Origin of the sequence: Emticicia sp. 21SJ11W-3, from assembly GCF_024138715.1 — a bacterium.
GTDB lineage: Bacteria > Bacteroidota > Bacteroidia > Cytophagales > Spirosomataceae > Emticicia > Emticicia fluvialis.
This window is the reverse complement of record NZ_CP092074.1, coordinates 2,826,320-2,852,428: the sequence shown is the minus strand read 5'-3', so window position 1 is coordinate 2,852,428 and position 26,109 is coordinate 2,826,320. Positions and strand designations below refer to the sequence as shown.

17 protein-coding genes are annotated in these 26,109 nt (G+C 44.2%); 12 read left to right on the top strand and 5 right to left on the bottom strand.

What is annotated here, in order from left to right; genetic code table 11:
* Positions 1-607: 607 nt before the first annotated feature.
* The 4 genes from MB380_RS12030 to MB380_RS12015 all read right to left on the bottom strand — a co-directional run bounded on the left by MB380_RS12030 (position 608) and on the right by MB380_RS12015 (position 3,526).
* The gene (locus MB380_RS12030) at positions 608-1,945 is read right to left on the bottom strand and encodes a sigma-54 dependent transcriptional regulator (protein ID WP_253522626.1); all 1,338 of its coding nucleotides are present in this window, start codon (positions 1,943-1,945) and stop codon (positions 608-610) included.
* 32 nt (positions 1,946-1,977) lie between these two features.
* Positions 1,978-2,397, bottom strand: a complete 420-nt coding sequence (locus MB380_RS12025; RefSeq protein ID WP_253522623.1) for a putative toxin-antitoxin system toxin component, PIN family — start codon at positions 2,395-2,397, stop codon at positions 1,978-1,980.
* Positions 2,390-2,596 carry a hypothetical protein gene (locus MB380_RS12020; protein ID WP_253522620.1) on the bottom strand — a complete coding sequence of 69 codons (207 nt, stop codon included), beginning with the start codon at positions 2,594-2,596 and terminating at the stop codon, positions 2,390-2,392. Before MB380_RS12020 ends, MB380_RS12025 begins: the two co-directional genes overlap by 8 nt.
* 150 nt (positions 2,597-2,746) lie before the next feature.
* The gene (locus tag MB380_RS12015; protein WP_253522618.1) at positions 2,747-3,526 is read right to left on the bottom strand and encodes a ThuA domain-containing protein; all 780 of its coding nucleotides are present in this window, start codon (positions 3,524-3,526) and stop codon (positions 2,747-2,749) included.
* 224 nt (positions 3,527-3,750) lie between these two features.
* Between MB380_RS12015 and MB380_RS12010 the strand changes: the two genes are divergently transcribed.
* The 8 genes from MB380_RS12010 to MB380_RS11975 all read left to right on the top strand — a co-directional run bounded on the left by MB380_RS12010 (position 3,751) and on the right by MB380_RS11975 (position 17,019).
* Entirely contained in the window at positions 3,751-4,752 is a 1,002-nt protein-coding gene (locus tag MB380_RS12010; RefSeq protein ID WP_101726095.1) for a YitT family protein, read from the top strand.
* A gap of 75 nt (positions 4,753-4,827) precedes the next feature.
* Positions 4,828-5,352: a gamma carbonic anhydrase family protein gene (locus MB380_RS12005; RefSeq protein ID WP_253522616.1), complete on the top strand. Its 525-nt coding sequence runs from the start codon at positions 4,828-4,830 to the stop codon at positions 5,350-5,352.
* Between the two features lie 121 nt (positions 5,353-5,473).
* Entirely contained in the window at positions 5,474-6,049 is a 576-nt protein-coding gene (locus tag MB380_RS12000; protein ID WP_253522614.1) for an RNA polymerase sigma-70 factor, read from the top strand.
* A 210-nt stretch (positions 6,050-6,259) separates the two neighbouring features.
* A complete protein-coding gene (locus MB380_RS11995; protein WP_253522612.1) occupies positions 6,260-7,279 on the top strand; it encodes a FecR family protein in 1,020 nt (339 codons plus the stop codon).
* Between the two features lie 324 nt (positions 7,280-7,603).
* Complete coding sequence (locus MB380_RS11990) at positions 7,604-11,068, top strand: SusC/RagA family TonB-linked outer membrane protein (RefSeq protein WP_253522610.1); 3,465 nt, start codon at positions 7,604-7,606, stop codon at positions 11,066-11,068.
* A 141-nt stretch (positions 11,069-11,209) separates the two neighbouring features.
* On the top strand, positions 11,210-12,826 hold the full coding sequence (locus MB380_RS11985; protein WP_253522608.1) for a RagB/SusD family nutrient uptake outer membrane protein: 1,617 nt from the start codon (positions 11,210-11,212) through the stop codon (positions 12,824-12,826).
* A 367-nt stretch (positions 12,827-13,193) separates the two neighbouring features.
* Positions 13,194-15,068 carry a heparinase II/III family protein gene (locus MB380_RS11980; RefSeq protein ID WP_253522605.1) on the top strand — a complete coding sequence of 625 codons (1,875 nt, stop codon included), beginning with the start codon at positions 13,194-13,196 and terminating at the stop codon, positions 15,066-15,068.
* Between the two features lie 19 nt (positions 15,069-15,087).
* Positions 15,088-17,019: a heparinase II/III family protein gene (locus MB380_RS11975; protein ID WP_253522602.1), complete on the top strand. Its 1,932-nt coding sequence runs from the start codon at positions 15,088-15,090 to the stop codon at positions 17,017-17,019.
* 158 nt (positions 17,020-17,177) lie between these two features.
* Here the strand turns inward: MB380_RS11975 and MB380_RS11970 are convergent, their stop codons facing one another.
* Entirely contained in the window at positions 17,178-18,332 is a 1,155-nt protein-coding gene (locus MB380_RS11970) for an MFS transporter (RefSeq protein WP_253522599.1), read from the bottom strand.
* Between the two features lie 550 nt (positions 18,333-18,882).
* On the opposite strand from MB380_RS11970, the gene MB380_RS11965 reads away from it, so the two are divergent.
* The 4 genes from MB380_RS11965 to MB380_RS11950 all read left to right on the top strand — a co-directional run bounded on the left by MB380_RS11965 (position 18,883) and on the right by MB380_RS11950 (position 26,107).
* The gene (locus MB380_RS11965; protein WP_253522596.1) at positions 18,883-19,440 is read left to right on the top strand and encodes an RNA polymerase sigma factor; all 558 of its coding nucleotides are present in this window, start codon (positions 18,883-18,885) and stop codon (positions 19,438-19,440) included.
* A 39-nt stretch (positions 19,441-19,479) separates the two neighbouring features.
* Entirely contained in the window at positions 19,480-20,502 is a 1,023-nt protein-coding gene (locus tag MB380_RS11960; RefSeq protein WP_253522593.1) for a FecR family protein, read from the top strand.
* 594 nt (positions 20,503-21,096) lie between these two features.
* Positions 21,097-24,204, top strand: coding sequence for a TonB-dependent receptor (locus MB380_RS11955; protein WP_253535570.1), 3,108 nt, complete (start codon positions 21,097-21,099; stop codon positions 24,202-24,204).
* Between the two features lie 19 nt (positions 24,205-24,223).
* Positions 24,224-26,107: a RagB/SusD family nutrient uptake outer membrane protein gene (locus MB380_RS11950; RefSeq protein ID WP_253522590.1), complete on the top strand. Its 1,884-nt coding sequence runs from the start codon at positions 24,224-24,226 to the stop codon at positions 26,105-26,107.
* Positions 26,108-26,109 lie beyond the last annotated feature (2 nt).

Genomic DNA, 26,109 nt, shown 5'->3' with positions numbered 1-26,109 from the left:
GGCGGTGCCAACAAAAAAAGCCTATCAAAATGATAAGCTTTTCTCAAAATGGAGGTATATAATTAATTATGGCTAATTAACCACGGAGTTGCCCGGAGTTATTGCACGAAGTTTCACAGAGTCAAGAATATCAACTAAAAATTAGATACCTTATTACGTCATTCCTGTTCGAGCACAGTTAAAAATCGAGTGAAAAAACTTGATAAAGAGAGATGATACATCAGATTTTTAAATGTGCGAGTTTGAATGATGGGCTGCTTTTGGGTTACTTTTTGCAGCCCGAAAAGTAACAACAGAAGAATAAAAAACTCTAGTGAATTGATTTTAATCTTAGCATGATTTAAATCAATTTATTCAATTCGTTGGTAGTATATTTTTGAATTGAAAATTCTTAATTATGAAACCAACCACAACCAAAAACTTCTTTATATATCTTAATGATATGCTTAGGCTTAGATGCCATAGGCAGAGGATGGGTATTGAAAATCTCGCCGGATGTATATCTTCAAGTCAGTACATTGGCTGCATAGCTTTTATGTATTATTGGCGGTTGTTTTTATTTACGAGGGTTGGTTCCTCGAACAAGGCGCTGGAATAAGAAATAGGCTTACAGCCCATACTCTTCAATTTTCCTATACAGTGTTGCAATACCGATTTCAAGCAGGCGGGCGGTTTCGGCCTTATTGCCTTTGGTGTAGTTTAATACCTTCTGAATATGTAGTTTTTCTACACTGGCCATTGAAAACGCCGATAACGTGCCTTTATGGGTTTGGCGGGCTTGTTGAACATCAAAAGGTAACAAATCGGCAGTTAGGGTGTCGGTATCTGCCAGAATTACGGCACGTTCAATGATATTTTTCAGCTCACGGATATTACCCACCCATTGGTAACTTTCCAGTTTTTCCAGGCATTCCTCATCTATTTTCTGCACACGTTTATTGGTTTTTTCAGAAAACTGGCGCATAAAATACATGGCCAGCAAATCAATGTCTTTAACCCTTTCGCGCAGGGGTGGCAGGTGAATTTCAAATACATTGAGCCTGAAGTAGAGGTCTGACCGGAAGTGGTTTGCTTCGTATTCCTTCTTTAGGTCGCGGTTGGTAGCTGCTATCAGCCTGAAATTTGATTTCGTGGGTTTGGTGTCGCCCAGTTTAATAAACTCACTGGTTTCCAATACCCTCAGCAATTTGGCCTGTAGCTCCAGCGGCATTTCACCAATTTCATCCAGCAGGAGCGTCCCTCCGTTGGCTTCCTCAATCAGTCCTTTTTTATCTTTTATAGCCCCCGTAAATGCCCCCTGCTTATGCCCGAACAGCTCACTTTCCATAATATCTTTGCTGAAAGTGCTGCAATTGAGCATCACAAACGCTTTACCCGCCCGCTGGCTGGCCTGGTGTATTCCCTGTGCAAATACTTCCTTACCGGTGCCGGTTTCGCCTGTCAGTAAAACGGTGGTATCTATTGGCGCTACTTTTCTGGCTAAATCAATTGCCTGCTGAATGGCTTTCGACTTTCCGATGATGGCATCAAACGAAAACTTTTCACCCACCCGTTTTTCCAGGTCTTTTACTTTCTTTTGCAGTTGTACTTTCTCAATAGCCCGGTGCAGCAGCGGGATAATCTTCTCGTTGTCGTCGCCCTTTACTATATAGTCAAAAGCCCCGTTTTTCATGGCCTGCACGCCATCGCTGATGTTGCCGTATGCCGTTAACAAAATTACCTCAACCATCGGATGCAAGGCTTTTATTCTGGTCAGTAAATCAACCCCGTTTCCATCGGGCAGCTTCACGTCCGACAACACCACGTCAATCGCCTGTTGTTCCAGTTTTTTCAATCCACCCCGGCAATCACCGGCCTCCACCACCTCAAACCCTTCCGACTGCAATACACGCGCCAGCAAGGTTCTCAGTTTTTCTTCATCATCTATTATCAGGATTGTTTTCATTTAGGTAATTTGCGTTACTATTTGTCTTTTAATCAGTTTTCAGGCAAACGCAAATTTAGGAGATTTTTGAAATCTGAAAGGGTAATAATTATAAGTTCTTTTATTGGGGGTACTTCAAAAAGTTTTTTATCGCCTGTCACTAAATAGTTTGCTTTTTCTTGAATAGCTAAATCAAATAGGAAGTTATCTTTCGGGTCAGGACTATTATTATAAATCGGCTGAACATCTTTTAGTAAACTTAACTGAATGTGAATTTGCAAATATTCTTCTTTAGACCGATGAAGATATTTTTTTATTTTGGGTCTTTGTAAAACATCTGATAATTCGAGAATCAATGTATTGGAAGTAATCACTTCAAGGTCAAAGTCTAGTATTAATTCTGTTAATTCAGTAGTCTTTTTCCCTATGAAATAGCTGACCCAAATATTTGTATCAAAAATAACTTTAAGCATTTCTTTGTTGTCTTGCTTTTCTCACTTCATCAACAATTTCATCAATGCTTAAAGTATTAGCATTTACAGAGTTATCCAATTTTTTTGCTTTAGCTATCAAAACCTCTCTCTTCAATGCCTTTATAAGCGCTTCTTGCTCATTTATAGGCATTTGTATTACTAATGCATTCAGCGTGCTTATTCTTTCTGCTGTTGTCATAGTTTTGCAAAATTTATATCTTTCAATACTTAACTATTTTAGTGCCACTTAGGTTCTTTTATAAAATTAATCAAATTCTACAATTTCTTATTGGCCATTATCAATTCTGCAAATTATAATATTAACCATAAGAGGCAGAATCAAACCACCTCACCTCCCCACCCCCCAAAAAACAGCATTCTTAAATAAAGTCTTATATGCCTCATTATCAAACAACTCGGGTGAATGGCCCATGAAGACGTACACATTACGGGCTTTCATGTTTGGGTTTGTCCATATCACCGGGTGGTCGCCCATTTTTATTGGGGTGTTGGGGGTGTATGTGTTTTCGTCTACACTGGCTATTACATGTACATTGGCTCTCGGGCTTTTATGGTAGGTGTACCATTCTTCTTTACTGATTCTGAAATTACCCGGCACACCCTTCATAACGGGATGCTGTTTGTCTTCAATGTTTACCTCGCCGGCCACAAATGTAGCAATGTAGTTTTGGTATCTGATGCCCCCCATAAAATCAGAAAACCATTGCCACATTGGGTAGCCGTCAAATTCACCCAGTAAAGTAGCATGATGGAAACCAATCCAGCCGCCTTTGCCTTGTTCAATATATTTTACAAATGCCGCGGCTGCTTTTTCTTTCCAGCCATAAGGTGGGTAGTCTAACTGAATAAAAAGCTGGTAATGGCTCAGCAAATCCTCGTCTATGGTGTCGGTATTTTGTAGGTAGTCAATGGTAAAGCTGCTGTCGGCTGCCAGTTGGTTCAGCCAGACTTTGGCACGGGCTGAATAGTATATATGATGCCCGGTGCTTTCGGCCAGGGCCAGCACTCTGAAACGGCTCTGGCCATAAATCTGCTGTGCAATTAAAGACATCAACAAAACCAACATTAGTTTTGTACAGATTAACCTGCCTGAATTTTTAATAGCCATACTTTTTAATTTGGGCTTATGATATAAAGACGAAAAACCATTGCCAGTGGCACTAAAACAACATAATTTTAACAAATCGGGCATTGACTTTATGGCTCAATTTACCTATTTTATAGGTGTTTTTTATAGTAAACTGCCTGATTTTTAAGGATTTATTAATTTGCTTCAATTGCTTAAGCGCCCTCAATTGAGTATCTTCGCTTTTACCACCAAATATATAATATATGCGCAAAGAAAAAGAAAATGTTCTACTCCGACTTCCAAAAATCTTACTTAATCTGTTCTTGTCATTTTTTATTGACGACGGCAGCAAAAACAACGACCGCTCTAAATACCAGCAAGCCAAAGAAATTCGCGAAGTAAAAGTTACTATCCGCCGCTTATTTAAAGATTCTTTTCTCATCATTCTGGGGGTTTTGTCGGCTGGTTTCGGCCTCGACGGCTTCCTGTTGCCCAATGATTTCATTGATGGTGGCGCAGTAGGTATTTCGCTCCTTATCCGTGCCGTTACCGACTACCCGCTTTCGCTCATTCTGGTTCTTGTCAACATTCCGTTTATTATTCTGGGCTTACGGGTTGTCAGTAAAGAATTTGCCATTAAAACAGCTTTCGGCATTGTTGCGCTTGCCTTGGCCGTAGCCCTGATACCTTATCCTGAAATCACACACGACAAACTGCTTACATCCGTTTTTGGCGGCTTCTTCCTTGGTCTTGGTATCGGTATGGCCATGCGGGGTGGCGGCGTTATTGACGGCACCGAGGTAATGGCCATTACCCTTAGCCGCCGTACCAGCCTTACAATCGGAGACGTAATCCTGCTTATCAACGTGGTTATTTTCTCGGTGGCGGCCTATGTTTTGTCTATTGAAACCGCGCTTTACTCAATGCTTACTTATCTGGCGGCTTCAAAAACTGTCGATTTTGTAATTGAGGGTATTGAAGAATACACCGGTGTAACCATCATATCGCTGAAACCCATGGAAATGAAAAAAATGATTATTGAAGAAATGGGTCGTGGGGTTACCGTTTACAAAGGTGAAAGAGGCTTTGGTAAAACCGGCTACACCGAGGGCGATATGAAGATAGTTTATACCGTTATTACCCGTCTGGAGGTCAGTAAACTCAACCTCGAAATTGAAAAGATAGACCCCAACGCATTTGTTATCATGACCAGCATCAAAGACACCAAAGGCGGCATGATAAAAAAACGTTCGGTGCCACATTAGAATTTATCCATTAAATATTGAAGCGTTTGTATAATTTTGTGCCTGACATTCAATCAGGCACTTTTTTATATCATAATGGCTACTATTTTACCTGTTAAAGGCGTAAGCCCCACCTGGGGCGATAATTGCTGGTTTTCGCCCAATGCCACCATCGTTGGCGATGTTACCATGGGCAAAGACTGCACCGTATGGTTTAACGCCGTTGTGCGCGGCGACGTGAACGCCATTGTAATGGGCGACAGGGTGAATATCCAGGACGGCGCCGTTATACACTGCACCTACCAGAAAACCAAAACAATTATCGGCAATAACGTAAGTATTGCCCACAATGCCATTGTGCATGGCTGCACCATTGAAGACAAAGTGCTGGTTGGCATGGGAGCCATTATCATGGACGGCGCCGTTATAGGTACAGGGTCTATCATTGCAGCCGGGGCCATTATCACCCAGAATACCATCGTACCACCCAACTCTGTTTATGCAGGTAATCCGGCCAGATTCCTGAAAGCAGTATCACCTGAGCTAGAAGAGGTCTTTATGCGTACAGCCAACAACTACGTAATGTATGCCGGATGGTTTCAGGATTCAGCCACTCAATAATATAATTGCTCATATTTTGACACAAACCGATACATATTTGTTGATGTGTCTTAAAATTGCATGGTTGCAGTTATTATTTTTCTTAATAAATCTATATTTGTTCTTTTAAAAGTCTCATAGGGTGGAGTACGCAAGCATTGGTGACGACATACTGGTAAAATTGTTGACTTTGGGTGATAAGGAAGCTTTTGAAGAGATTTATCGTCGTTACTGGCGTAAGTTATTTCAGAAAGCCCAAAGAAAAGTGTATGCCAGAGAAATTGTGGAAGAGCTGGTGCAGGACATCTTCATTAACCTGTGGGAGAAACGCGCCACCGTGCAGATTCAAACCCTTGAGCCATATCTTTTTACTGCCCTTAAGTACCAGATTATCAGCCATATCAGAAAACAACTGCAGGAAGAAAAGTTTGCCGCGTATGCCGCCACCGAAAGAAACGAAGAAATAAACAGCCTTGAAGAAACCATTGCGTATCATGACCTGTCGGAATCTATCCAACAGGCAATGGAACAAATGCCCGAGAAAACCCGGCATATTTTCCGCCTGAACCGCCTGGAAGGCAAAAGTACCCGCGAAATTGTTGAAATGCTGAATATCCCTGAGCGTACTGTTGAATACCACATTTCCCAGTCGCTCCGATTCATGCGCGAACACCTGAAAGAGTTTCTTACCTGGTGCCTGCTGTTTTTTCTGAAATAAAATGCCTGCCTTCATTTTCATTTGCCTCTTCAATTGCCATTTTTCCGAATTTTACTCCACCGTTTTATAATAAATTTTATATAATTTATCAAAGAACTTTTTATAAAAACCCCTTTTTTGTTGTATTATTCATAGAAATTACAAAACTATTTGCGGTTAATCGGGCACTTATACGACATAGTAATTAAACAAAGAATCTATTACGCTCAGATGAAAAGCCGTAAAGCGTTTAGTCAGCTCCTCCAGAAGTACTTAGATGGGAAATGCAGTGAATCAGAATCACAACTCGTTGAGCAGTGGTATGAACTCATTGACGAAGAGCCCAGACAGAATTACACCGGGCAGGAGTGGCAGGCACTTGAATATAAATTATGGCAAAAAATAGAAGCTGGTCTTTTTGAAACAGAAGCCCGGCCGTCAATCAGTTTCTGGCGTAATTATCGCCTCAGTATAGCCGCCTCTGTTACCATTTTATTGGGTGCAGGCGCGTGGTGGTACGTTAGCACACATTCCGATCCCGCTACTAAATCAACTTTACAAAGTTCTGTCCATGAAATGCAATTAATGGACAACACCTCTTCCAAGCCCGTAAAAATTAAGCTGGAAGATGGAAGCACCGTAACGCTAAGCCCACACAGCCAGCTACAGTATCCAAAACAATTTGCTGCGACTAAACGGGAAGTGAACCTCAGGGGAGAAGCTCTGTTTGAGGTAAGTAAAAATCCCGACAAACCATTTTATGTAATTACCGATAAACTTGTTACCAAAGTTTTGGGTACAAGTTTCTATGTACGCACCGTAGAGGCCAAGCAAAAAACCGAAGTAGAAGTGATTTCGGGCAAGGTTTCGGTGTACGAAAAAGAAAGAGCAGACAATCAGAACAGGGGTGTAGTACTTACACCCAACCACAAGGTTACATTTTTTGCTGTTGAAAAGCATTTTATAACCGGTCTGGTTGCCAAGCCTTTACCTCAGATAAAGCCCATCAACAACAAGCCTGAAAAATTTGAATTTGACGACACACCCATCAGCCAGGTACTTGACAAGCTGAAAAAAGTGTACGGAATTGAAATTGTATTAGAAAACGAAAAACTGAATGATTGCCCGATTACAGCAGATATAACGGCCCAGCCGCTATATACAAAGCTGGATATCATTTGTGCAACCATTAATGGCAAATATGAAGTGAAAGGAACCACGATTCTGATCAGCGGGAAAGGTTGTGAGTAAGTTGCCGTCGTATTTTAAAACGTATCTATTCAAACTTAATATAAACTATACCATCTATCGACACAGGAGTATGCCAATTGTTGCCCAGCAACCGGAGGTGTACTCCTGAACTAACCGGGCTATCTATTCAACCTAATATATTACAATCTATTTAACTCAAACTATACGTACCTAATTATGATTAAATTTTAACCTCCCGACCACAAAAAAAGCTGACAATGGTACCAGCATTGTCAGCCCTAAAGCCCTGGATAGTTTTCGCTGTGCGTGAAAACCAGGGTTCCTTTTGCCAAATTCTTACCTCTAACAAAATTGTTCAAATGTATGAAAAAAAGATTACAAACAAGTAAACTCTTGCTACTTGCTATGAAAATATCTGCTGTTCAGCTTGTATTGGCAATGGTTTTCGTTTCGGTTACATACGCTTATGACTCCAGAGCACAGGAGTTCCTCAATAAGTCGGTGTCTCTGAATGCCGAAAACCAAAGCTTGCGTATGGTGCTGGAGTCGATTGAAGAGCAGACCGACGTGAAATTTGTCTATAGCTCAAAATTAATCCATGCCAACCGCAAGGTAAATTTTGCGGTATCTGGTCGAAAACTATCAGACGTACTGGAAACATTATTAAAACCTATGCAGGTTAATTACCGCATTATAGGCGGGCAGATTATTCTGAACTGGGAAGAAAAACAAACCATTCTTGAAAATATTGAGGCTGCTAAAATGGAAGAAAGCACCAACGAAGCAGCCGTGGCCGACCAGCCCTTAAAAGGAAAAGTAACCGATAAAGACGGAGGTGGCGGCCTGCCGGGCGTAAACGTAACCGTTAAAGGCACCACCCGTGGCGTAACTACCGATGCCGAGGGTAATTTCAGCATTAATGTACCTAACGAGCGCTCGGTGCTGGTGTTTAGTTTTCTGGGCTACGAAAAACAGGAAGTAACCGTTGGCAACCGCACGGCTATTAATATCGTGCTGGGGTCAGACATGAAATCGCTCGACGAAGTAGTGGTAGTAGGCTACGGTACCCAGAAAAAAGCAAACCTGACAGGCGCCGTATCAAGCATTGACGCCGCCGCTATTGAAAACCGCCCGGCCAGTAACCTGGCCACAGCCATGCAGGGTATGAGCCCCGGGCTTATCATTACCCGCACCAGTGGCCAGCCCGGTAGCGAAGACATCGGCATTCAGGTACGTGGTGCTACCACGGCCAATGGTAGCGTAAGCCCTCTGGTAGTACTAGACGGTGTAGCCGTGCCTAGCAATACCCTGCAAACCATGAACCCCAACGACGTTGAGAGCATCAGCGTGCTGAAAGACGCCGCTGCGGCTGCTATCTATGGCGCACAGGCTGCGGGTGGTGTAATATTGGTAACTACCAAAAAGGGTAAATCGGGGAAAATTTCTTTCGATTACCTGGCTCAGCAAGGAACCGACTGGGCCATTAACGTACCCGGCAGAATGTCTTTGCTTGAAGAAGCTGAATATGCCAATCTTGCCCGTGCCAACTCGGGCAGTGGCCCTGAATACAACGCCGATGACCTTCAGCGTATAAAAGATGGTATTCCGTACGTGGTAAACCCGGTTGATACCAGCACCTATCTGTACTATAATCAGAAACCCCTTACCGACCAGATTCTTAGAAAATACTCGTCTATGCGTACGCACAACCTGTCTATGAGAGGCGGCACAGACAAACTGAACTTCCTGATTTCAGGTGGTTATTATGGCAAAGACGGTGTTTTTAAAGTAGGGCCAGACAGCTACGACCGCTACAACCTGCGCATGAATCTGGGCGCACAGCTAACCCGTATTTTATCTTTAGATTCTCGTCTTTCTTATACAAACGATAAAACCGAGAGCTCGTCTGCCGGTATAAACGGGCAGGGGCTGCTGTACCAGATTTACCGGCTGCGTACCCGCACGCCGTTTTTTACGCCAGAGGGCCGTTATAATGGAGCCGGTTCGGCCGCCACTGCTTATGCATCTATGGAAGCAGGAGGCTATAACGAATACCGCCGTAACTATTTTGATGGCGTGTTTACCCTTAAAGCATCAGAAATCATTAAGGGACTGAACCTGAGAGCAGTGGTAGGTACCCAGTACCGCCGTGGCGACAGAGAAGTATTTAACCGCACTGTGCCATTATGGGGTAAATCAAGAATATTAAGTTATCTCAATCAGGTTAACTCATTCAATGTAACAAATGAGCTAACCACCAACAACAATATACAGTTGTTGGCAAACTACGATAAAAAATTTGGCGGTAAGCACAACCTGGGCTTGTTTGCTGGGTATCAGTGGGAATCATTCCGGTTCTCTTCTAATTATTCGGCAGCTTCTAACCTGGTGAGCAATGACTTACCGACTTTGAACCTGGGCGACGACAAAACCAAAGTAAACAGCCAGAATATTTATGCGTATGCTTACCAGTCGGTATTTGGCCGTGTCAATTATAACTATGCCGACAAATACCTGATTGAAGGTACACTTCGTTCAGACGAAAGCTCAAGACTGGCGCCGGGCTTCCGTGTAAAGGTATTCCCTTCGGCCTCGGCAGGATGGAACATCCACCGCGAAGAATGGTTCGCCAATCAGCTCAAATTCGTTTCCGAACTCAAACTCCGTGCTTCATGGGGCCGCCTGGGTGGCGCTTTGGGTAATACACTCGGCTACTACGACTACCTCAATCAGCTTAGCCGCAGCGCTTCGCTTGTTCTGGGCGACTCGCGCACCTCTTACATATATCAGAGTTCTATTCCATCGGCACAGTTATCATGGGAAACCATCGAGACCTCTAACATTGGTGCCGACCTGGGTTTCTTTCAGAATAAACTACAAATCAGCGGCGACTATTACGTAAAATACAACCGTAATATGCTTACGCCTCAGCAATTACCGGCCGTAATAGGTATCGGTACGCCCCGTAAAAACAACGGTGAGCTGAAATCGTGGGGCTGGGAGCTGGAAGCCCGCTACCGTGGCACCATCGGTTCAAACTTTTCTTATAACGTAGCCGCCAATTTATCCGACAACCAGAATAAACTATTGAACTTCTCGGGTCGCAGGGTCATCAGTGCAGGTACCAACAGCATCATAGAGGGGTATCCGCTCAATACTATCTGGGGTTACCAGACAGCCGGATATTTTACTGATGTTGATCAGGTAAAAACCTGGGCGTTTCAGGATAACCGCACCGGCCCCGGAGACGTAAAATACATAGACCAGAATGGCGACGGCAGGCTGACCATCGGTAACGGTAATATTGACAACCACGGCGACCTTGTGCTGCTGGGTACTACGCAACCACGTTACCTTTTTGGGGTTACGTTGGGCTTTCAATGGAAAAACATTGATTTCAGCGCCTTTGTGCAGGGTGTAGGTAAACGCAGCTACCGCCCGAATGCCGAAAACATAGCCCCATTGCTGGTAACCTGGAAACAGGCACTTGCCGTGCACCGCGACTACTGGACACCTGAAAACCAGAATGCGCTTTACCCAAGACCTTATGTGGGTGCCACGCACAACTTTTTGCCGTCTGACAAATGGGTGCTCAATGCCAGCTATGCACGTCTGAAAAACATTCAGGTGGGTTATACCTTGCCTGTAAAATGGACCTCAAAGATTAATATTTCAAGAGCAAGATTGTTCTTCTCAGGTCAGGACCTCCTCACGGTTTCGGCATTGGGTAAATTTAAGGGATTGTTTGACCCTGAAAACCGTGATAACGTAGATAACGATTATCCGTTCTTTGCCACCGCATCAGTAGGTCTGAACCTTTCGTTTTAATCAGCAATAAGGAAGATGTATAGTGGATTGTAAATTATTGAACATTGACGTAACATGAATTAGATTGAAAGAAAGCATTATTCATTTAATCACTCAATCACTCATTTACCATTCACTCATTCACCATTTATTTAAAAACTCATGAAAGCATTCATCAAACATATATCATTTGTTGTGGCGGTTTCGCTAGGCTTAAGCGCCTGCGACGTTAACCGCCTTCCGGAAACCAGCATCAGCGATGAAACCTTCTGGCGGTCAGAGTCTGACCTGAAAGCCGCAGCCAATTACCTGTACACATTTCTGCCTGCTTTCAATGCAGAAGACGTTTGGTCTGACGACGCCGTGGGCCTTGCTTCCAACAGCATCAGCGACGGTTCTCGTCTCGCTCCGGCAACCGACGGCAACTATAGCACACCCTACCAGCTTATCAGGGCCGCTAACAATATACTTGAAAAAGCCCCTAAAGCTACCGCAGCCGGCCAGGCAGCCATAGACCGTTACTCGGCCGAGGCACGTTTTTTCAGAGCATGGGCTTATTTCTCTCTGGTTCAGAAGTATGGCGATGTACCGCTGATTCTGAAAACCCTAACCGACGCTTCGCCTGAACTTACCGCAGCGGCCAGCCCGAGAGCAGATATTTACAAACAGATTTATGACGACCTTGACTTTGCAGCGGCTAAACTACCCACACCAACTACCCTTGGTACCGCCGACTACGGGCGTATATCAAACACGGCCGCTTATGCGTTTAAAGCCAGAGTTGCATTATTTGAGGGCACCCGCTCGAAATTCCATAATTATGGCGATGCCAACCAGCATCTTACATTGGCAGTGGCAGCCGCCAAAGCCGTAATGGATAGCAAGCAGCATGATTTGTTTGCTAACTATTTTAACCTTTTTCAGTATGAAGGAGAAGGCCGCCAGAACCGTGAAAACATCATTGTTCGCCAATATGGGGTTGCCGTTACTGACCGCGTTAGCACGCATGCTTATTACAGAGGTACCCTGGAAAACGGAAACCTGAGCCCAACCAAAAGCCTGGTTGATGCCTACCTGATGAAAGACGGCCTGCCCATCGATAAGTCTCCGCTTTATACTAAGCCTGCAGTATCTACCGATGTATTTACCAATCGCGACGAACGCCTGAGCGCTACGGTTATGAAAAAGGGCGATGCCTACATGGGTACCAAGCCTGTGTTTGATATTGCACCGCTGGTATTTAACAAAACGGGTTTCACCTTCCGTAAGTATTCAAATATTGACGACTGGGTAACGCAGGCATCGCTAATAGACCGTGTGGTTTTACGCTATGCAGAGGTTTTGGTTACTTATGCCGAAGCCAAATATGAACTGGAAGGCCAGATAAGCGATGCAGACCTTGACCTGTCGGTAAACCGCTTGCGCGACCGCGGTAAGGTAGCCCGCCTCAGCAATGCTTTTGTAGCGGCCAATGGCCTGAATATGCGCGACGAAATACGCCGCGAACGCCGCGTTGAGCTGGCACAGGAAAGCCTGCGTTACTGGGATATTATCCGTTGGAAAACCGCCGAAACCGAATTGCCTAAACCTATTTTGGGTAATTATTTCTTCAAGACTGAGTTCGGCACTACCACTACGGTAAACGTAACGGCAGACAACTTTATATTGGTGCAGGCAGCGAGTTTCCGTAAGTTTGACCCCACCAAAGATTACCTGTGGCCATTGCCTATCAACGAAATATCGCTTAATTCAAATCTGAAACAAAACCCTAAGTGGTGATGTAAAGCAACGAATAATCCCGATTAATTTCGGGATTATTCATTATCCCTGTAGAGCCGCAATGCTTGCGGCTAATCGTAGAATAGGGTTCTTCGAAAATTGATTTTGCCAGACCAAATAGCTGAAATGGTTTTAATACAAGGATTGGCCTCTGAAGACGCATGCAATGCGTCTCTACAAATGCGATAAATTTATCCAAACGGGTATAATACCAATGCCATCCTGCTAACCCGTTTTGATTGATAATACCAAAAATAAAACATATATTCTGACATTTATAAACCATACGCACTACAATTCAATAGGGTTCTATAAGAGACAATTCACACCTAAAAAAATTTACCATTCAACCTCAACGGAAATACCTATGATAAAAACATCTTTCATTTTTCTTATTTCACTGTTTTGCATTTTCGGGGTATCAGGCCAGCAGTTAACCTATCTGAAACCAGACGTTTCCATGCCTGCGCATCCGCGTATTTTATGGGCAAAAGGTGAAGAGAAAAAAATACTTGACAACATAGCTGCCGATAAAAACTGGGCCAGAATACACCAGGTGATAATAGATGAAAGCAACCGCCTGCTTGCCGAACCCACCCTTGAACGCATTCAAATAGGCCGAAGGTTGCTGGCCACATCGCGTGAGTGTATTCGCCGGGTATTTTACCTGTCTTATGCCTACCGAACCACCAGCGATAAAAAATACCTCGCAAGAGCCGAGCAGGAATTGCTGAAAGTATCGCAGTTCAGCGACTGGAACCCCAGCCACTTTTTAGACGTGGCCGAAATGACCATGGGCGTAGCCATCGGCTACGACTGGCTGTATTATGATTTACAGGCTTCATCAAAAGATATCATCAAAGATGCCATTCTTAAAAAGGGCATCGAACCGTCTTTAGACAGTCGGTATAACAGTTGGCTGAAAGCCTCCCATAACTGGAACCAGGTATGCAACGCAGGCATTACCTACGGCGCACTGGCCATTTTTGAAGACAATACCGCGTTAGCCACGCAAATAATTGACCGTTCCATTGGCTCCATCAGGCTGCCCATGCAAGACTACAAACCCGAAGGAGCCTACCCCGAAGGTTACAGCTACTGGGGCTATGGCACCAGTTTCAATGTTATGTTTCTGAGCGCTGTTCAACAGGTGTTCAAGTTTGACTTCGACTTATCTGCTGCCCCTGGATTTTTGAAAACGGCAGGTTATTTTCAGCAGATGGTGGGTTCGTCGGGCAAAAACTTCAATTATTCTGACGCCGGTAATGGTGCCGACCTTAGCCCGGCTATGTTCTGGTTTGCCGACCGCAACAAAGACAACAGCCTTTTGTTTAACGAAAAAAACTATCTGCAGGGCGATACCCGTAGTTTAGGCCGCGACAGGCTTTTACCGGCAGCCATGATATGGGGCAAAAACATGAGCCTTGACAATGCCACTGCCCCCAAACAACTGATATGGGTAGGGCAGGGCAAAAACCCTGTTGCCTTGATGCGCACGTCATGGACCAACCCCAATGCCATTTATGTAGGTTTTAAAGCCGGTTCGCCTTCGGTTAATCATGGACACATGGATGTTGGCTCATTTGTGATGGATGCCAACGGCGAACGATGGTCGATGGACTTCGGAATGCAGGAGTATGAGTCCCTTGAATCAAAAGGTGTAAAAATCTGGGGTAGAGAGCAAGACGCTGAGCGTTGGCAGGTGTACAGATACAATAACCTGGCCCATAGTACCTTAAGTTTTGATGGGGAGTTTCAGCGGGTTGAAGGTTACGCCGCTATTGACCACTGGACAGATAAGCCGGGGTTTTTAAGCGCCAACAGCGACATCTCTGTTGTTTACAAAAACAAGGTTCAGCAGGCTTTAAGAGGTGTAGCCATTATTAAAGGGCAATACGTAGCCGTAAGAGATGAAATTACATCTGCCACACAGGCAACTACGGTTCGCTGGGCCATGCTTACCCCTGCCGAAGTAACTCTTGAAAAAGACGGCACCGCTACCCTGATACAAAAAGGTAAAAAAATGCAACTGAAAGTTCTTGAGCCCGCCGGTGCCAGTATTAAAACATGGTCTACCGTGCCGCCTCATGATTACGACGCGCCTAACCCCGGTACTACGCTGGTAGGTTTTGAAGTGGCCCTGCCAGCCAATACCACCAAAGCCCTAACCGTTTTACTGATACCCGAAGGCGCCAAAGCAGATAAATCTGTACGCCCGCTGAAAGACTGGAACAAACAATAGCTATTCAACCTTAACCTCTATGAAAAATATACTCACCATTGCGCTGTTAATATGCCTGTTTACAGCAAATGCACAGGTTACCCAGCGTAATATTCTGGCTAATAAGTACACGGCCAATGCTTATAAACAGGCGCTTGTACCTAAAAACCAATGGAGACCCTACCCCAGAACACCGGATGAATGGAAGGCCGCTTTGCCTGATTCATTGATACAAGGGCTGATAAAAGCAGGCGAAGCCGCCGAAAAAAAAGAAATGCCGCAACTGTCAGCCAGTTTGCTGATGGAATACGTCCGCTCCGGCGACAGGGAAAAGCATTCTAAAATCTCTTATGCACGCCGGGTTAACCTGATAGACCTGGTACTGGCAGAGTCGGTAGAAAATAAAGGGCGATTCACCGAAGCCATCATGAATTACGTATGGGCCATTTGTGAAGAAACCTACTGGGGTGTGCCTGCACATTTGGGTGTTCAGAAGGCCAAAAGCGGCCTGCCAGACGCTGAAGACCCGACAGTTGATTTATTCGGAGCCGAAACCGCCGCTGTACTGGCGCTTACCGATTATTTTGTGGGCGACAAGCTGGACAAAATCTCTCCTTTGTTGCGTAAAAGAATCTATTCTGAAACCAGCAAAAAGATTTTTGAGCCGATAAGAGAAGTTAGCCGCTACGGATACCTGAGCAGAACCAACCCCGTTAACAACTGGAACCCCTGGATAGTCTCTAACCTTCTGGTGGCTGATTTACTGCTTGAAACTGACGAAACCAAACGCGCCACAAACGCCCATACTTACTCGGTACTGATGGATGCCTACCTGAACAGCCTGGGCGATGACGGCGGCTGCGACGAAGGCCCCAGCTACTGGTTTGCGGCGGGTGCCTGTGTTTTTGATGCCCTTGAAACCCTTCAAAGCGCCTCTAACGGTAAAATTGATATTTATAACGAGCCGCTCATAAAAAACATGGCGTCTTATGTTTACAAAACACACATTGCACACGATTACTTTGTGAACTTTGCCGATGCCGACCCTAAACTTCGGCCGGACGGGTTGATGCTCTACCGTTTTGGCAGGGCAATTAACGATAACACACTTGTGCAGTTTGGTTTGTGGGCAAATCAGCGTTTCCCATCCACGGTGTCATCCAACAATAGTTTCCATCGGATGCGCCGCATTGCCAATTTATTAACAGTTGCCAAAATACCGGCAACGCCTGTTACCTATCAGCCGGGCGGCGATGCCTGGTTTGCAGATATTCAGGTGCTCACCACGCGGTCGGCCAATGGTCTTTATCTGGCTACCCACGCCGGGCACAATGCCGAAAGCCATAATCATAACGATGTAGGCGACTTCCTGATTTATTCAGACGGTGAACCCGTTATCATTGATGCCGGTCGGGGTAATTACACGGCTCGCACTTTTTCATCAAAACGCTACGAATTATGGTTCACGCAGTCGCAATACCATAACCTGCCCATTGTTAACGGCAAAGGCCAGTTGGCCGGAAAAGCATTTGAAGGCATCAACGTAAAAAGTTCTGTTACCGATAAGGAGGCGTCGCTCAGCATGGATATCGCCCCCGCTTACGACAAAACAGCAGGTATAAAAAACTGGAACCGTATCGTAAAACTAAACAAGGCCAAAAATGTGGTAGAGATTACCGATGATTATGTGCTGACAGAAAAACCTGCCTCAATAGAACAGGTATTTATGACCATCTGCGATATTGATATCGCAACACCGGGTAAAATTGTGCTTACTACACCTAAAGGTAAGCAGCTATCGGTTAACTATGCAGCTAAAAACTGGGCCGTATCGACCGACCTTCCCTCAACCGAAGGCATGGAATATAACAGCTTCAAAACCAAATGGGATAGCCGCCCCGTTCGGCGGATTATCCTGACCAGTAAGACATTATCTGATAAAGGGAAGCATATATTTACAGTGGTGAAATGAGGGTTTTCGTCTTATGCGTTGAATAACCGGATTAAATGATTTCTCTGAATGATGAGAATGAAATTGAACAAATTTGAAAGGTTTTTTTCTGCCAGATTCACCGGCTTCAGTAGGTGAAACAGAAAATAGTGAAATCATTTAATCCGTTAAATCACAGTTCATGACTTAAACCTGAACGCCACCATCAGCAACAATATACTTACCAGCCCCAGTGCAAAAGATAAGCTAGTTATTTCGGCCACAAAACCCAGCATGGCAGGGCCAGCCAACTGGCCTATATAACCTAAGGTAGTAACACCGGCAATGGCTGCGCTGGCAGGTACACCAGGCATACTGCCGGCGGTGCTAAAAAACACCGGCACAATATTGGCGCAACCTATGCCTACCAGCACAAAACCAAAAACCGTTACCGCCCCGATAGGCACACTTACAGCCAGCAGAATACCGGCGGCTGCTATTATGCCACCACCCATCACTACTTTTTGCTGGCTGAACCTGTTAATAATAGTATTACCCGACAACCGCATAACGGCCATAGCCACCGAAAAAGCTGCAAAACCCAGACCGGACATCGACTCATCAAAATTCCGGTGAAACTTCAGAAACACCGCGCTCCAGTCAAGAATAGCTCCTTCGGCCAGAAAAGCCACAAAGCACATCAGCCCCAGTACCAGCACCGGCCCTTTGGGTATTATCAGTGTGGCTACGTCCATCTTGTTTTCGGCAGCCCTAGGCAGCAAAGAGCCATACTGGCTAACACAAATAAGCACCAGCAAACCCGATATGGTAAAAATGGCAAGGGTAGGAGACAGCCCCAGTTCAAGCAAAAAGCCCAGACCCATCGAGCCAATCAGCCCGCCTACACTAAACAAGCCATGAAAAGACGATAAAATGTACTTACCTACTTTGTCTTGTATCACAACCGACTGCGCGTTCATAGAAACATCTATCGCACCTATACCTATGCCAAACAGGTACAATGCACCGGCCAGCGCCAGGCTGCTGTTGGCAAATAACAGAAGCGGCAGCACGGCCGCGGTAAGCAAGCCAGACACCAGCATTATTAACCTGCTGCCATATTTATTGATCAAACCACCCGTAAAAGGCATAATGGTCATGGCTCCGGCGCCCAGGCAAAGCAAAATAAGGCCCAGGCCGGCATCGTTCAGTTGCAACCTTATTTTTGCCAGCGGCACCATAGGTACCCAACTGGCCAGGCCAATACCGCAAACAAGAAAATACAATGAGGTTGCCAGGCGAGCCGGGCCAATCCGGTAGTTACCGGGCTTTGATTCAGAAAAAGAGGTGGGCATAAACTATTAAAAAAGATAAAACTAAACGTAACATTAAAGAAATAAACAATTGTTCAAATGGCAGCATTTTTTAAAAAAAATTATTAATTACTTTTTAATTCTTTAATAATATTTACAATTTTACAATGATAATCCTTTCAACCCTCTGAAACCGGCCAGCACTGTTTCAGTATTTATTCGGTTTTTATTTACAAAAAAGAAAAGGTTAACCATCTAAAGAAATAATTCACACCAATCTGAAAGATAATTTAACCTAACCACGAAGAATAGTATTATACCAAGAATTTTTAAAAGTTTTTAAAAATTACTAAGTACCCCGCTAGCGTTCATTTTTGCAAAAGCTAACTGTTTGATTTGTAGAATTATCTGATTGTTTGAGCCCAACTTTTTAGTTCTCGATTTTTTGAGAGAATTAAAATACAGGGAATCCGCTAAACCGTTTTAAGTTGTATTTTTCAAAGAATATGTAAAATGATTTAGGGATTTTAGTGCGTAAGTTGACTATATATTTCAGGAACAAATACGTTTGAATTCAGACCTATCCTAAAAAATGCAGTACCAGAAACTTAGTGATGAAGAGTTGGTTTCTTTCTTGAAAAGCGATAACCAGACCGCTTTTGAAGAAATTTATAACCGTTATTGGTTGAAGTTGTATGGCGTTGCCTTTAACGAAACCGGAACCAGAGAAGAAGCAGAAGAGCTGGTGCATGATTTGTTTGAGAGCCTCTGGAACCGCCGGCAGGTAAGTGTTATCCGCCACCTCAGCTCTTATCTGGTTGTGTCTATCAAGCATTTGTCAACTAATTATATTAAGTCGCAGATTACACAGAGAAAATATCAGGAGTACCTGATATTTAATCAGATACAACAATCTTACTCAACCGACGAAATCGTCAACTTTACTGACCTGGCCAAGGCAGTAGAAGAAGCCATGAAGTCGTTGCCCGAACGAAGCTCAGAGATTTTCAAGATGAGCCGTTTCGAAAACAGGTCGGTAAAAGACATAGCCAATCAGATGAACCTGTCTGAAAAAGCCGTTGAATACCACCTTACCAAAACCCTCAAGGTTTTAAAACAACAGTTGAAGGCTTATCATACAGATAATTAATTAGCAATTAAAAATGCCGTTAGCTACGGTGCAGGGTTTATGAACCAGCATGAATTCGACAAACTACTAGAAAGATACCTGGCCGGCGAGTGTAATTCTGAAGAAGAAAGGCTGATTTGGGAATGGCAGGAAAATATGTTGAAAAACACCAGGGTAACACTTAACCCTGAAGAAAAAGAGGCTATCAGAAAGCGCCTCTGGAACCGCATCTACAACAACACCATTGGTGTGGTAGAAGAAGAATACCATTCGACAAAAGGGCGGATGCTCAAATTGTTAAAATGGGGGGTAGCCGCCATGTTGGTAATTGGTCTGGTAAACGGTGTGCTGTATTTCAACAAAAAAGAGTTGAAGCCGGTAGCCCGGGCTGCCAAAACCGAAGAATCAACAGACATTGAAATCAGGAATACCTCAGCCACCGACAGCGACATTAAACTGGAAGACGGCACCGTTGTAAAACTGAAAAGCAACAGCAGTATTAGTTACCCCAAGCATTTTGGAACCCGTTTCCGCCATGTGTATCTGAAAGGCGAGGCCTTTTTTAACGTAAAAAGAAACCCGAATGCGCCATTTATGGTACATACCGGAGACCTGGTAACCGAGGTACTAGGTACGAGCTTCAACATTAAGTCATACGACAACGTGAGCGACATCGAGGTTTCGGTTACCTCCGGCCGCGTTTCGGTTTATGAAGTCTCAGAAAACGCCGGCAGAAAAAAGAATGGAGTGATATTAACGCCAAATCAGAAGGTAACTTTCGACAAGGCATCCAGAAAAATCATGACAGGCATAGTTGAGAAACCAATTATGCTGGTGCCGGAGATAACCCAACATGATTTTACTTTTGAAGATACTGTGTTACCGCAGGTGTTACAAAAACTGAAAAACGTGTATGGTATTGAAATTATTCTGGAAAATCAGGAGTTGGAACATTGCGTTATTACGGCCGATTTAAACGACCTGCCGCTAGCCACACAACTTGAATTAATATGCAAAACCATTAATGCCCGGTTTGAGCAGCGCGGAACCAGCTACTTTGTGAGCGGCGAAGGTTGCAGGTAAAATTTTGAATTCTATTTTAACCTACAAATTATAATAATCACTAAAAACAAAACTTCAGTAATCACAATGAAAACATGAACAAAAAAAGCCGACAATGCTGTAACATTATCGGCTCCGGAGCGCTTCCTGCCGAACGGCAATTCGGTTGAAAGGAAGCAGAGTTTTTACCTATCTTAAGTATAAAAACAACCTAAATGTATGAAAAAAGACGTACGTAGCAAACATTTTTTGCTTAAAGCAATGAAAATTACGTTTATTCAACTCTTGATGGTCTCTCTTTTTAGCGGACTCTCCTACGCCTACGATGTAAACGGCCAGGAAGTCCTCAACACTAACGTATCTTTAAGGATAGAGTCACTGGAAGTCAAGAAAATTCTTAGCCAGATAGAAAAACAGGCTGATGTGAAGTTTGTGTATAGTTCAAATACTATACGGCTGAATCAGAAAGTATCTATCATGATGAGCAACAAGCTCTCTGAAGTGCTAGACGATTTGTTTACGCCATTGCAAATTTCTTATGAGGTTATCGGTGACCGGATTTTACTTAGAAAGAAATCTCAACTACAAAAAATGTCTCATATCGATGAGCTTCGGATGAAGGATGGTGAGGTGATAGAACAAACAGTAAAAGGAAAGGTAACCGAAGCCGATAAGAACGAAGGTTTGCCGGGCGTAAGCGTTACAATTAAAGGTACAACCAAAGGTACCACCACCGACGGCGACGGTAACTACACCCTTGTAGTGCCAGACAACCAGGCGGTATTGGTTTTTAGCATTGTAGGCTTTGAACCACAGGAAGTAATTGTAGGTAACCGCTCTGTAATTGATATCGCCATGAAGTCAGACGTAAAAACGTTGGGCGAAGTGGTAGTTGTAGGTTACGGTGTGCAGAAAAAAGAAACCGTAACAGGTTCGGTTGTTAGTGTAAAAGGCGCAGAGCTGGTAAAATCACCTGCTGTTAACCTTTCTAACTCATTGGCTGGTCGTCTTCCCGGTGTTGTTGCCGTCAACAGAAGTGGAGAGCCAGGTTATGATAACTCAGCCATTCGTATTCGTGGTGCCAATACCCTTAACAATAGCGAAGCCCTGATTGTAATTGATGGTATCCCTAACCGTGCCGGTGGTTTGTCTCGTTTGAATCCGGCCGATATCGAAACCATCTCGGTTCTTAAAGATGCCTCTGCCGCTATTTATGGTTCTCGTGCGGCTAACGGTGTTATCCTGATTACCACCAAAAGAGGTAAAACAGGTAAACCAGAGCTTTCTTACTCTTTCAACCAGGGTTTTGCAAGACCAACCGTAGTGCCTAAACTGGCTAACGCTGCTCAGTATGTTGGTATGTTGAACGATCTTGACATCTACGGCTTGCCAACCAGCGAGTGGGCTGCTGCCAACCAGGCATATAAAACCAATGGTGTTTATACAAGACCAAACGGCGACATCAGAAAAGCGCCGTTCTCGCCAACTGATATTCAGAAATACACCGATGGCTCAGACCCTTGGTTATATCCAAACACCGACTGGTACAAAGCTACTCTGAAAGACTGGTCTCCTCAGTCTCGTCATAGCCTTCAGGTAACAGGTGGTACAGAAAACTTCCGTTATTTGTCAACTTTAGGTTATCAGAAACAGGATGCCTTCTACAAAAACTCTGCAACAGGTTATGAACAATATGACATCAGAGTAAACCTTGATGCCAAAATCAACAAGTACATGAACCTGCAAATTGGTTTATTGGCACGTGAAGAGGCTCGTAAGTTCCCTACCAAATCTGCCGGTGCTATTTTCCGTATGCAGATGCGTGGTAAACCACATCAACCTGCTTTCTGGCCAAACGGCTTACCAGGTCCTGACATCGAAAACGGTGAAAACCCGGTGGTTATTACAACTAACCAGACAGGTTATGACCGCGACAAACAAGACTATTTCCAGACCAACGGACAGTTGGATATCAAAATCCCTGGTATTGAAGGTTTGAAATTTACCGGTACAGCGTCTATTGACAAACGTATCCGTAGCACTAAACGTTGGGAGACACCTTGGACACTTTATGAAAAAGGTTCTGGTACAAACCCGGACGGAACACCCGTATTGGTTCCAAGCAAACGCGGCCCTGCCGAGCCACGTCTTACTTTGGGTAACGAAAACCAGTTGAACATTCTATTGGGTGCCATTGGTACTTACGAACGTAAATTTGGTGTGCATGGCCTTACTGTATTGGCTGGTACTAACCGTGAGACTATCCAGGGTGATAACTTCAATGCTTTCCGTCGTTACTTCATCTCAACTTCTATCGACCAGATTTTTGCCGGTGGTGACCTTGAGAAAAACAACGGTGGTGGCGCTTATAACAGTGCTCGTCTAAACTACTTCGGTCGTGTTGCGTATAACTATAAAGAAAAATACCTTGCTGAGTTCTTGTGGCGTTATGATGGTTCAGATATCTTCCCGAAAGCAACCCGTTACGGTTTCTTCCCGGGTGTAATGATGGGTTGGGTGCTTTCTGAAGAGAGCTTCATCAAAAATGCACTACCTGTGGTTAATTACCTGAAACTACGCGGATCGTGGGGGCAAATGGGTAACGATAACGTTTACCTGCCTAATACAACTACACCTGCTACTTATCAGTACCTGTCTACTTATGGTTTCCGTAGTTATATAATCAATAACACTGAAACAAAAACCTTGTACGAAACTCGTATCCCTAACAACAACATTACCTGGGAGGTTGCCAATAACTCAAACTTAGGTTTGGAAGGTCAGTTGTTCAACGGTAAATTATCGTTCGAATTTGATGTGTTCTCTAACAAACGTACCAGCATTCTTTGGTTCAGAAATGCATCGGTTCCGCAATCAACCGGTTTAACATTGCCTGCTGAAAACATCGGTAAGGTATCAAACAAAGGTTGGGAATTTAACGTAGGTTACCGCGGACAAGTGGGCGATGTGAAATTCAGCGCCAGCGTTAACGGTGGATACGCTAAAAACAAAGTTGTGTTCTGGGACGAAGCTCCGGGTGCACCAGACTGGCAACGTACAACCGGCCGCCCTATGAATACCTACATGGCTTATCTCTATGACGGTGTGTTCAAAGATCAGGCTGAAATCAACGAAAACAAGATTGATTACAAGGCTATCGTAAACCAGTTACGTCCTGGTGATATGAAATACAAAGATTACAACGGCGACGGTAAAATTACACCTGATGACCAGGTACGTACAGATAACACCAACCTTCCGTTGTTCCAGGGTGGTGCTAACCTGACAGCCCAGTACAAAAACTTCGACCTTACCGTGTTGTTCCAGGGTGCCGCTGGCGCTAAACAATACGTAAGTGCAGGTGAGTCTGGTAACATTGGTAACTTCTTGTTAGATATCTACGAAAACCGTTGGACAATCGACAACCCTAGCAGCGTACACCCACGTATTGCTAACCGTAGCGACCAGTATTATTCAAATGGTAATACTTATTGGTTGAGAAGCACAGACTATATCCGTCTGAAAAACTTCGAGATTGGTTATACCATTCCTGAAGCAATTGGTTCAAAAGTTGGCTTTAGTAATTTTAGAGTTTATGTAAACGGACTAAACATGTTGACTTGGGACAAACTGAAAGTATATGACCCAGAGACTGATAACTCAACAGGACAGTACTATCCTCAGTCGAAAATTATTAACGTAGGTCTAACAGCAACATTCTAAAAAATTAAATCGAACAGCAATGAATAAATTTAAGAAAATATTCGCTTCAACTGTTATAGCTGGTTTAGTTGTAGCAAGTTGTAATGATGATTTTGTGAACACCAGTCCGCTTGACCAGGTGTCTGAAACAGCCGTTTGGACTGACGCCGCTTTGGCAGAGGCTTTCGTAACCGAAATTTACGGTGGTTTGCAAATGGGTGGTTTTAGTGAAGAAATGCAGGCATCATTAACTGATGAAACCTCATTTACTCACCCTGGCCGTGGTATCACAACTATTACAGAAGCCCGTTCAAACCCTGCTGATATCGGTTGGGGACAAGGTACCAGCGCTACCGGTAACAACCGTAGCTTTAGCTGGGGTAACCTGTATGTGCGTATCAGAGCCTGTAACCTGGCTCTTGCCAACCTTGCAAGCCCTAAGTTTGATAACACCAGCAAAATTGCCGATCGCCTGAAAGGTGAAGCGCTTTTTATGCGTGCTTATTTTTACCATCAGTTAGTGCGTGTTTATGGTGGTGTACCTTTGGTTAACCGCCCTTATGCACTAGGTGAAGCAGATTACCTTGCTCCGCGTAACACCATGCAGGAGTGTATTGACTTTATTACAAAAGATTGCGACGATGCAGCTGCTTTGCTTGCGGGTAAATCAATGGCGGCTGGCCGCGCTTCTCAGGCTGCTGCGCTGGCGCTTAAAGCACGTATGCTTACGTATGCTGCCAGCGACCTGTATGATGTAAACACTGCCAAAGCCAAATCATCTGTAATGGGTGCTTTTGGTAAACCTGAAGTACTTACTGTATCTTCTGGTAGCCGTGCTGAACGTTGGACAAAAGCAAAAGCTGCTGCCAAAGCAGTATTAGACCTGTCTGGTTATGGCTATGCGCTTAACCTTTCTGCACCTGTAAGTGCAGCAGAAGGTACGCAGAACTATAACAATCTATCGCTTTCAAGAAATGGTGGAGAAAAAGATTTGCTTTTTGGCCGCTACTTTATCAATGCCAAGCAAGAAGACGGTGGTCGTCAGGGTCTGTTCAATGGTCCTAACGGATATCACAACTGGGCTGGTAATGCACCTATCCAACACTTTGTTGATGACTATGAGATGATGGATGGAACGAAGTTCAGCTGGAGCAATGCTGACCAGAAAAGCAACCCTTACGCCAACCGTGACCCACGTTTCTATGCTTCTATTCTTTATGACGGAGCGCCTTGGAAACCACGTACGGCTGACGTTGCCGCTAAAGACCCTGCTAATCAGATTCAAACTGGTCAGTATGAACTAGGTAGCGGTTCAGGTACCAAAACTGCTTACTTTGGTTTAGATACTCGTAAGAGTACAGTTGAAGACTGGAACGGTAGCTACACTGGTTACTATATGCGTAAATTTATTGACCCTAGCCCGGCAATTGTTGACCAGAACACCTGGCAACAAGTACCTTGGCCTCACTTGCGCTTCACCGAAGCCGTATTAAACTATGTTGAGGCTTGTATTGAATTGGGTGAAGATGCAGAAGCACGCACATGGTTAAACAAAATCCGTTTCCGTTCAGGTATGCCTGCCGTTACTGAGTCGGGCGATGCGCTTCGTCAACGTTACCGCAACGAACGCCGCGTTGAGTTGGCTTTTGAAGAACACCGTTATTTTGATGCCCGTCGTTGGATGATTGCGCCTTCTACCTTAGGCAGAAAAGCAAACATTATTACCATTTTAGGTACACTTAAACCTGGCAAAACCGTTTCATTGTATAAGTATGACCGTGATAACTACAATTACGAATACATTGTAAATGAGCTTGACCCAGGTAAAGAAAACCGTACATGGTTGGATAAGATGTATTTCCTTCCTATTCACCGCGACGAAATTAACCGTAACAAAAATCTGGTTCAGAATCCGGGGTATTAATT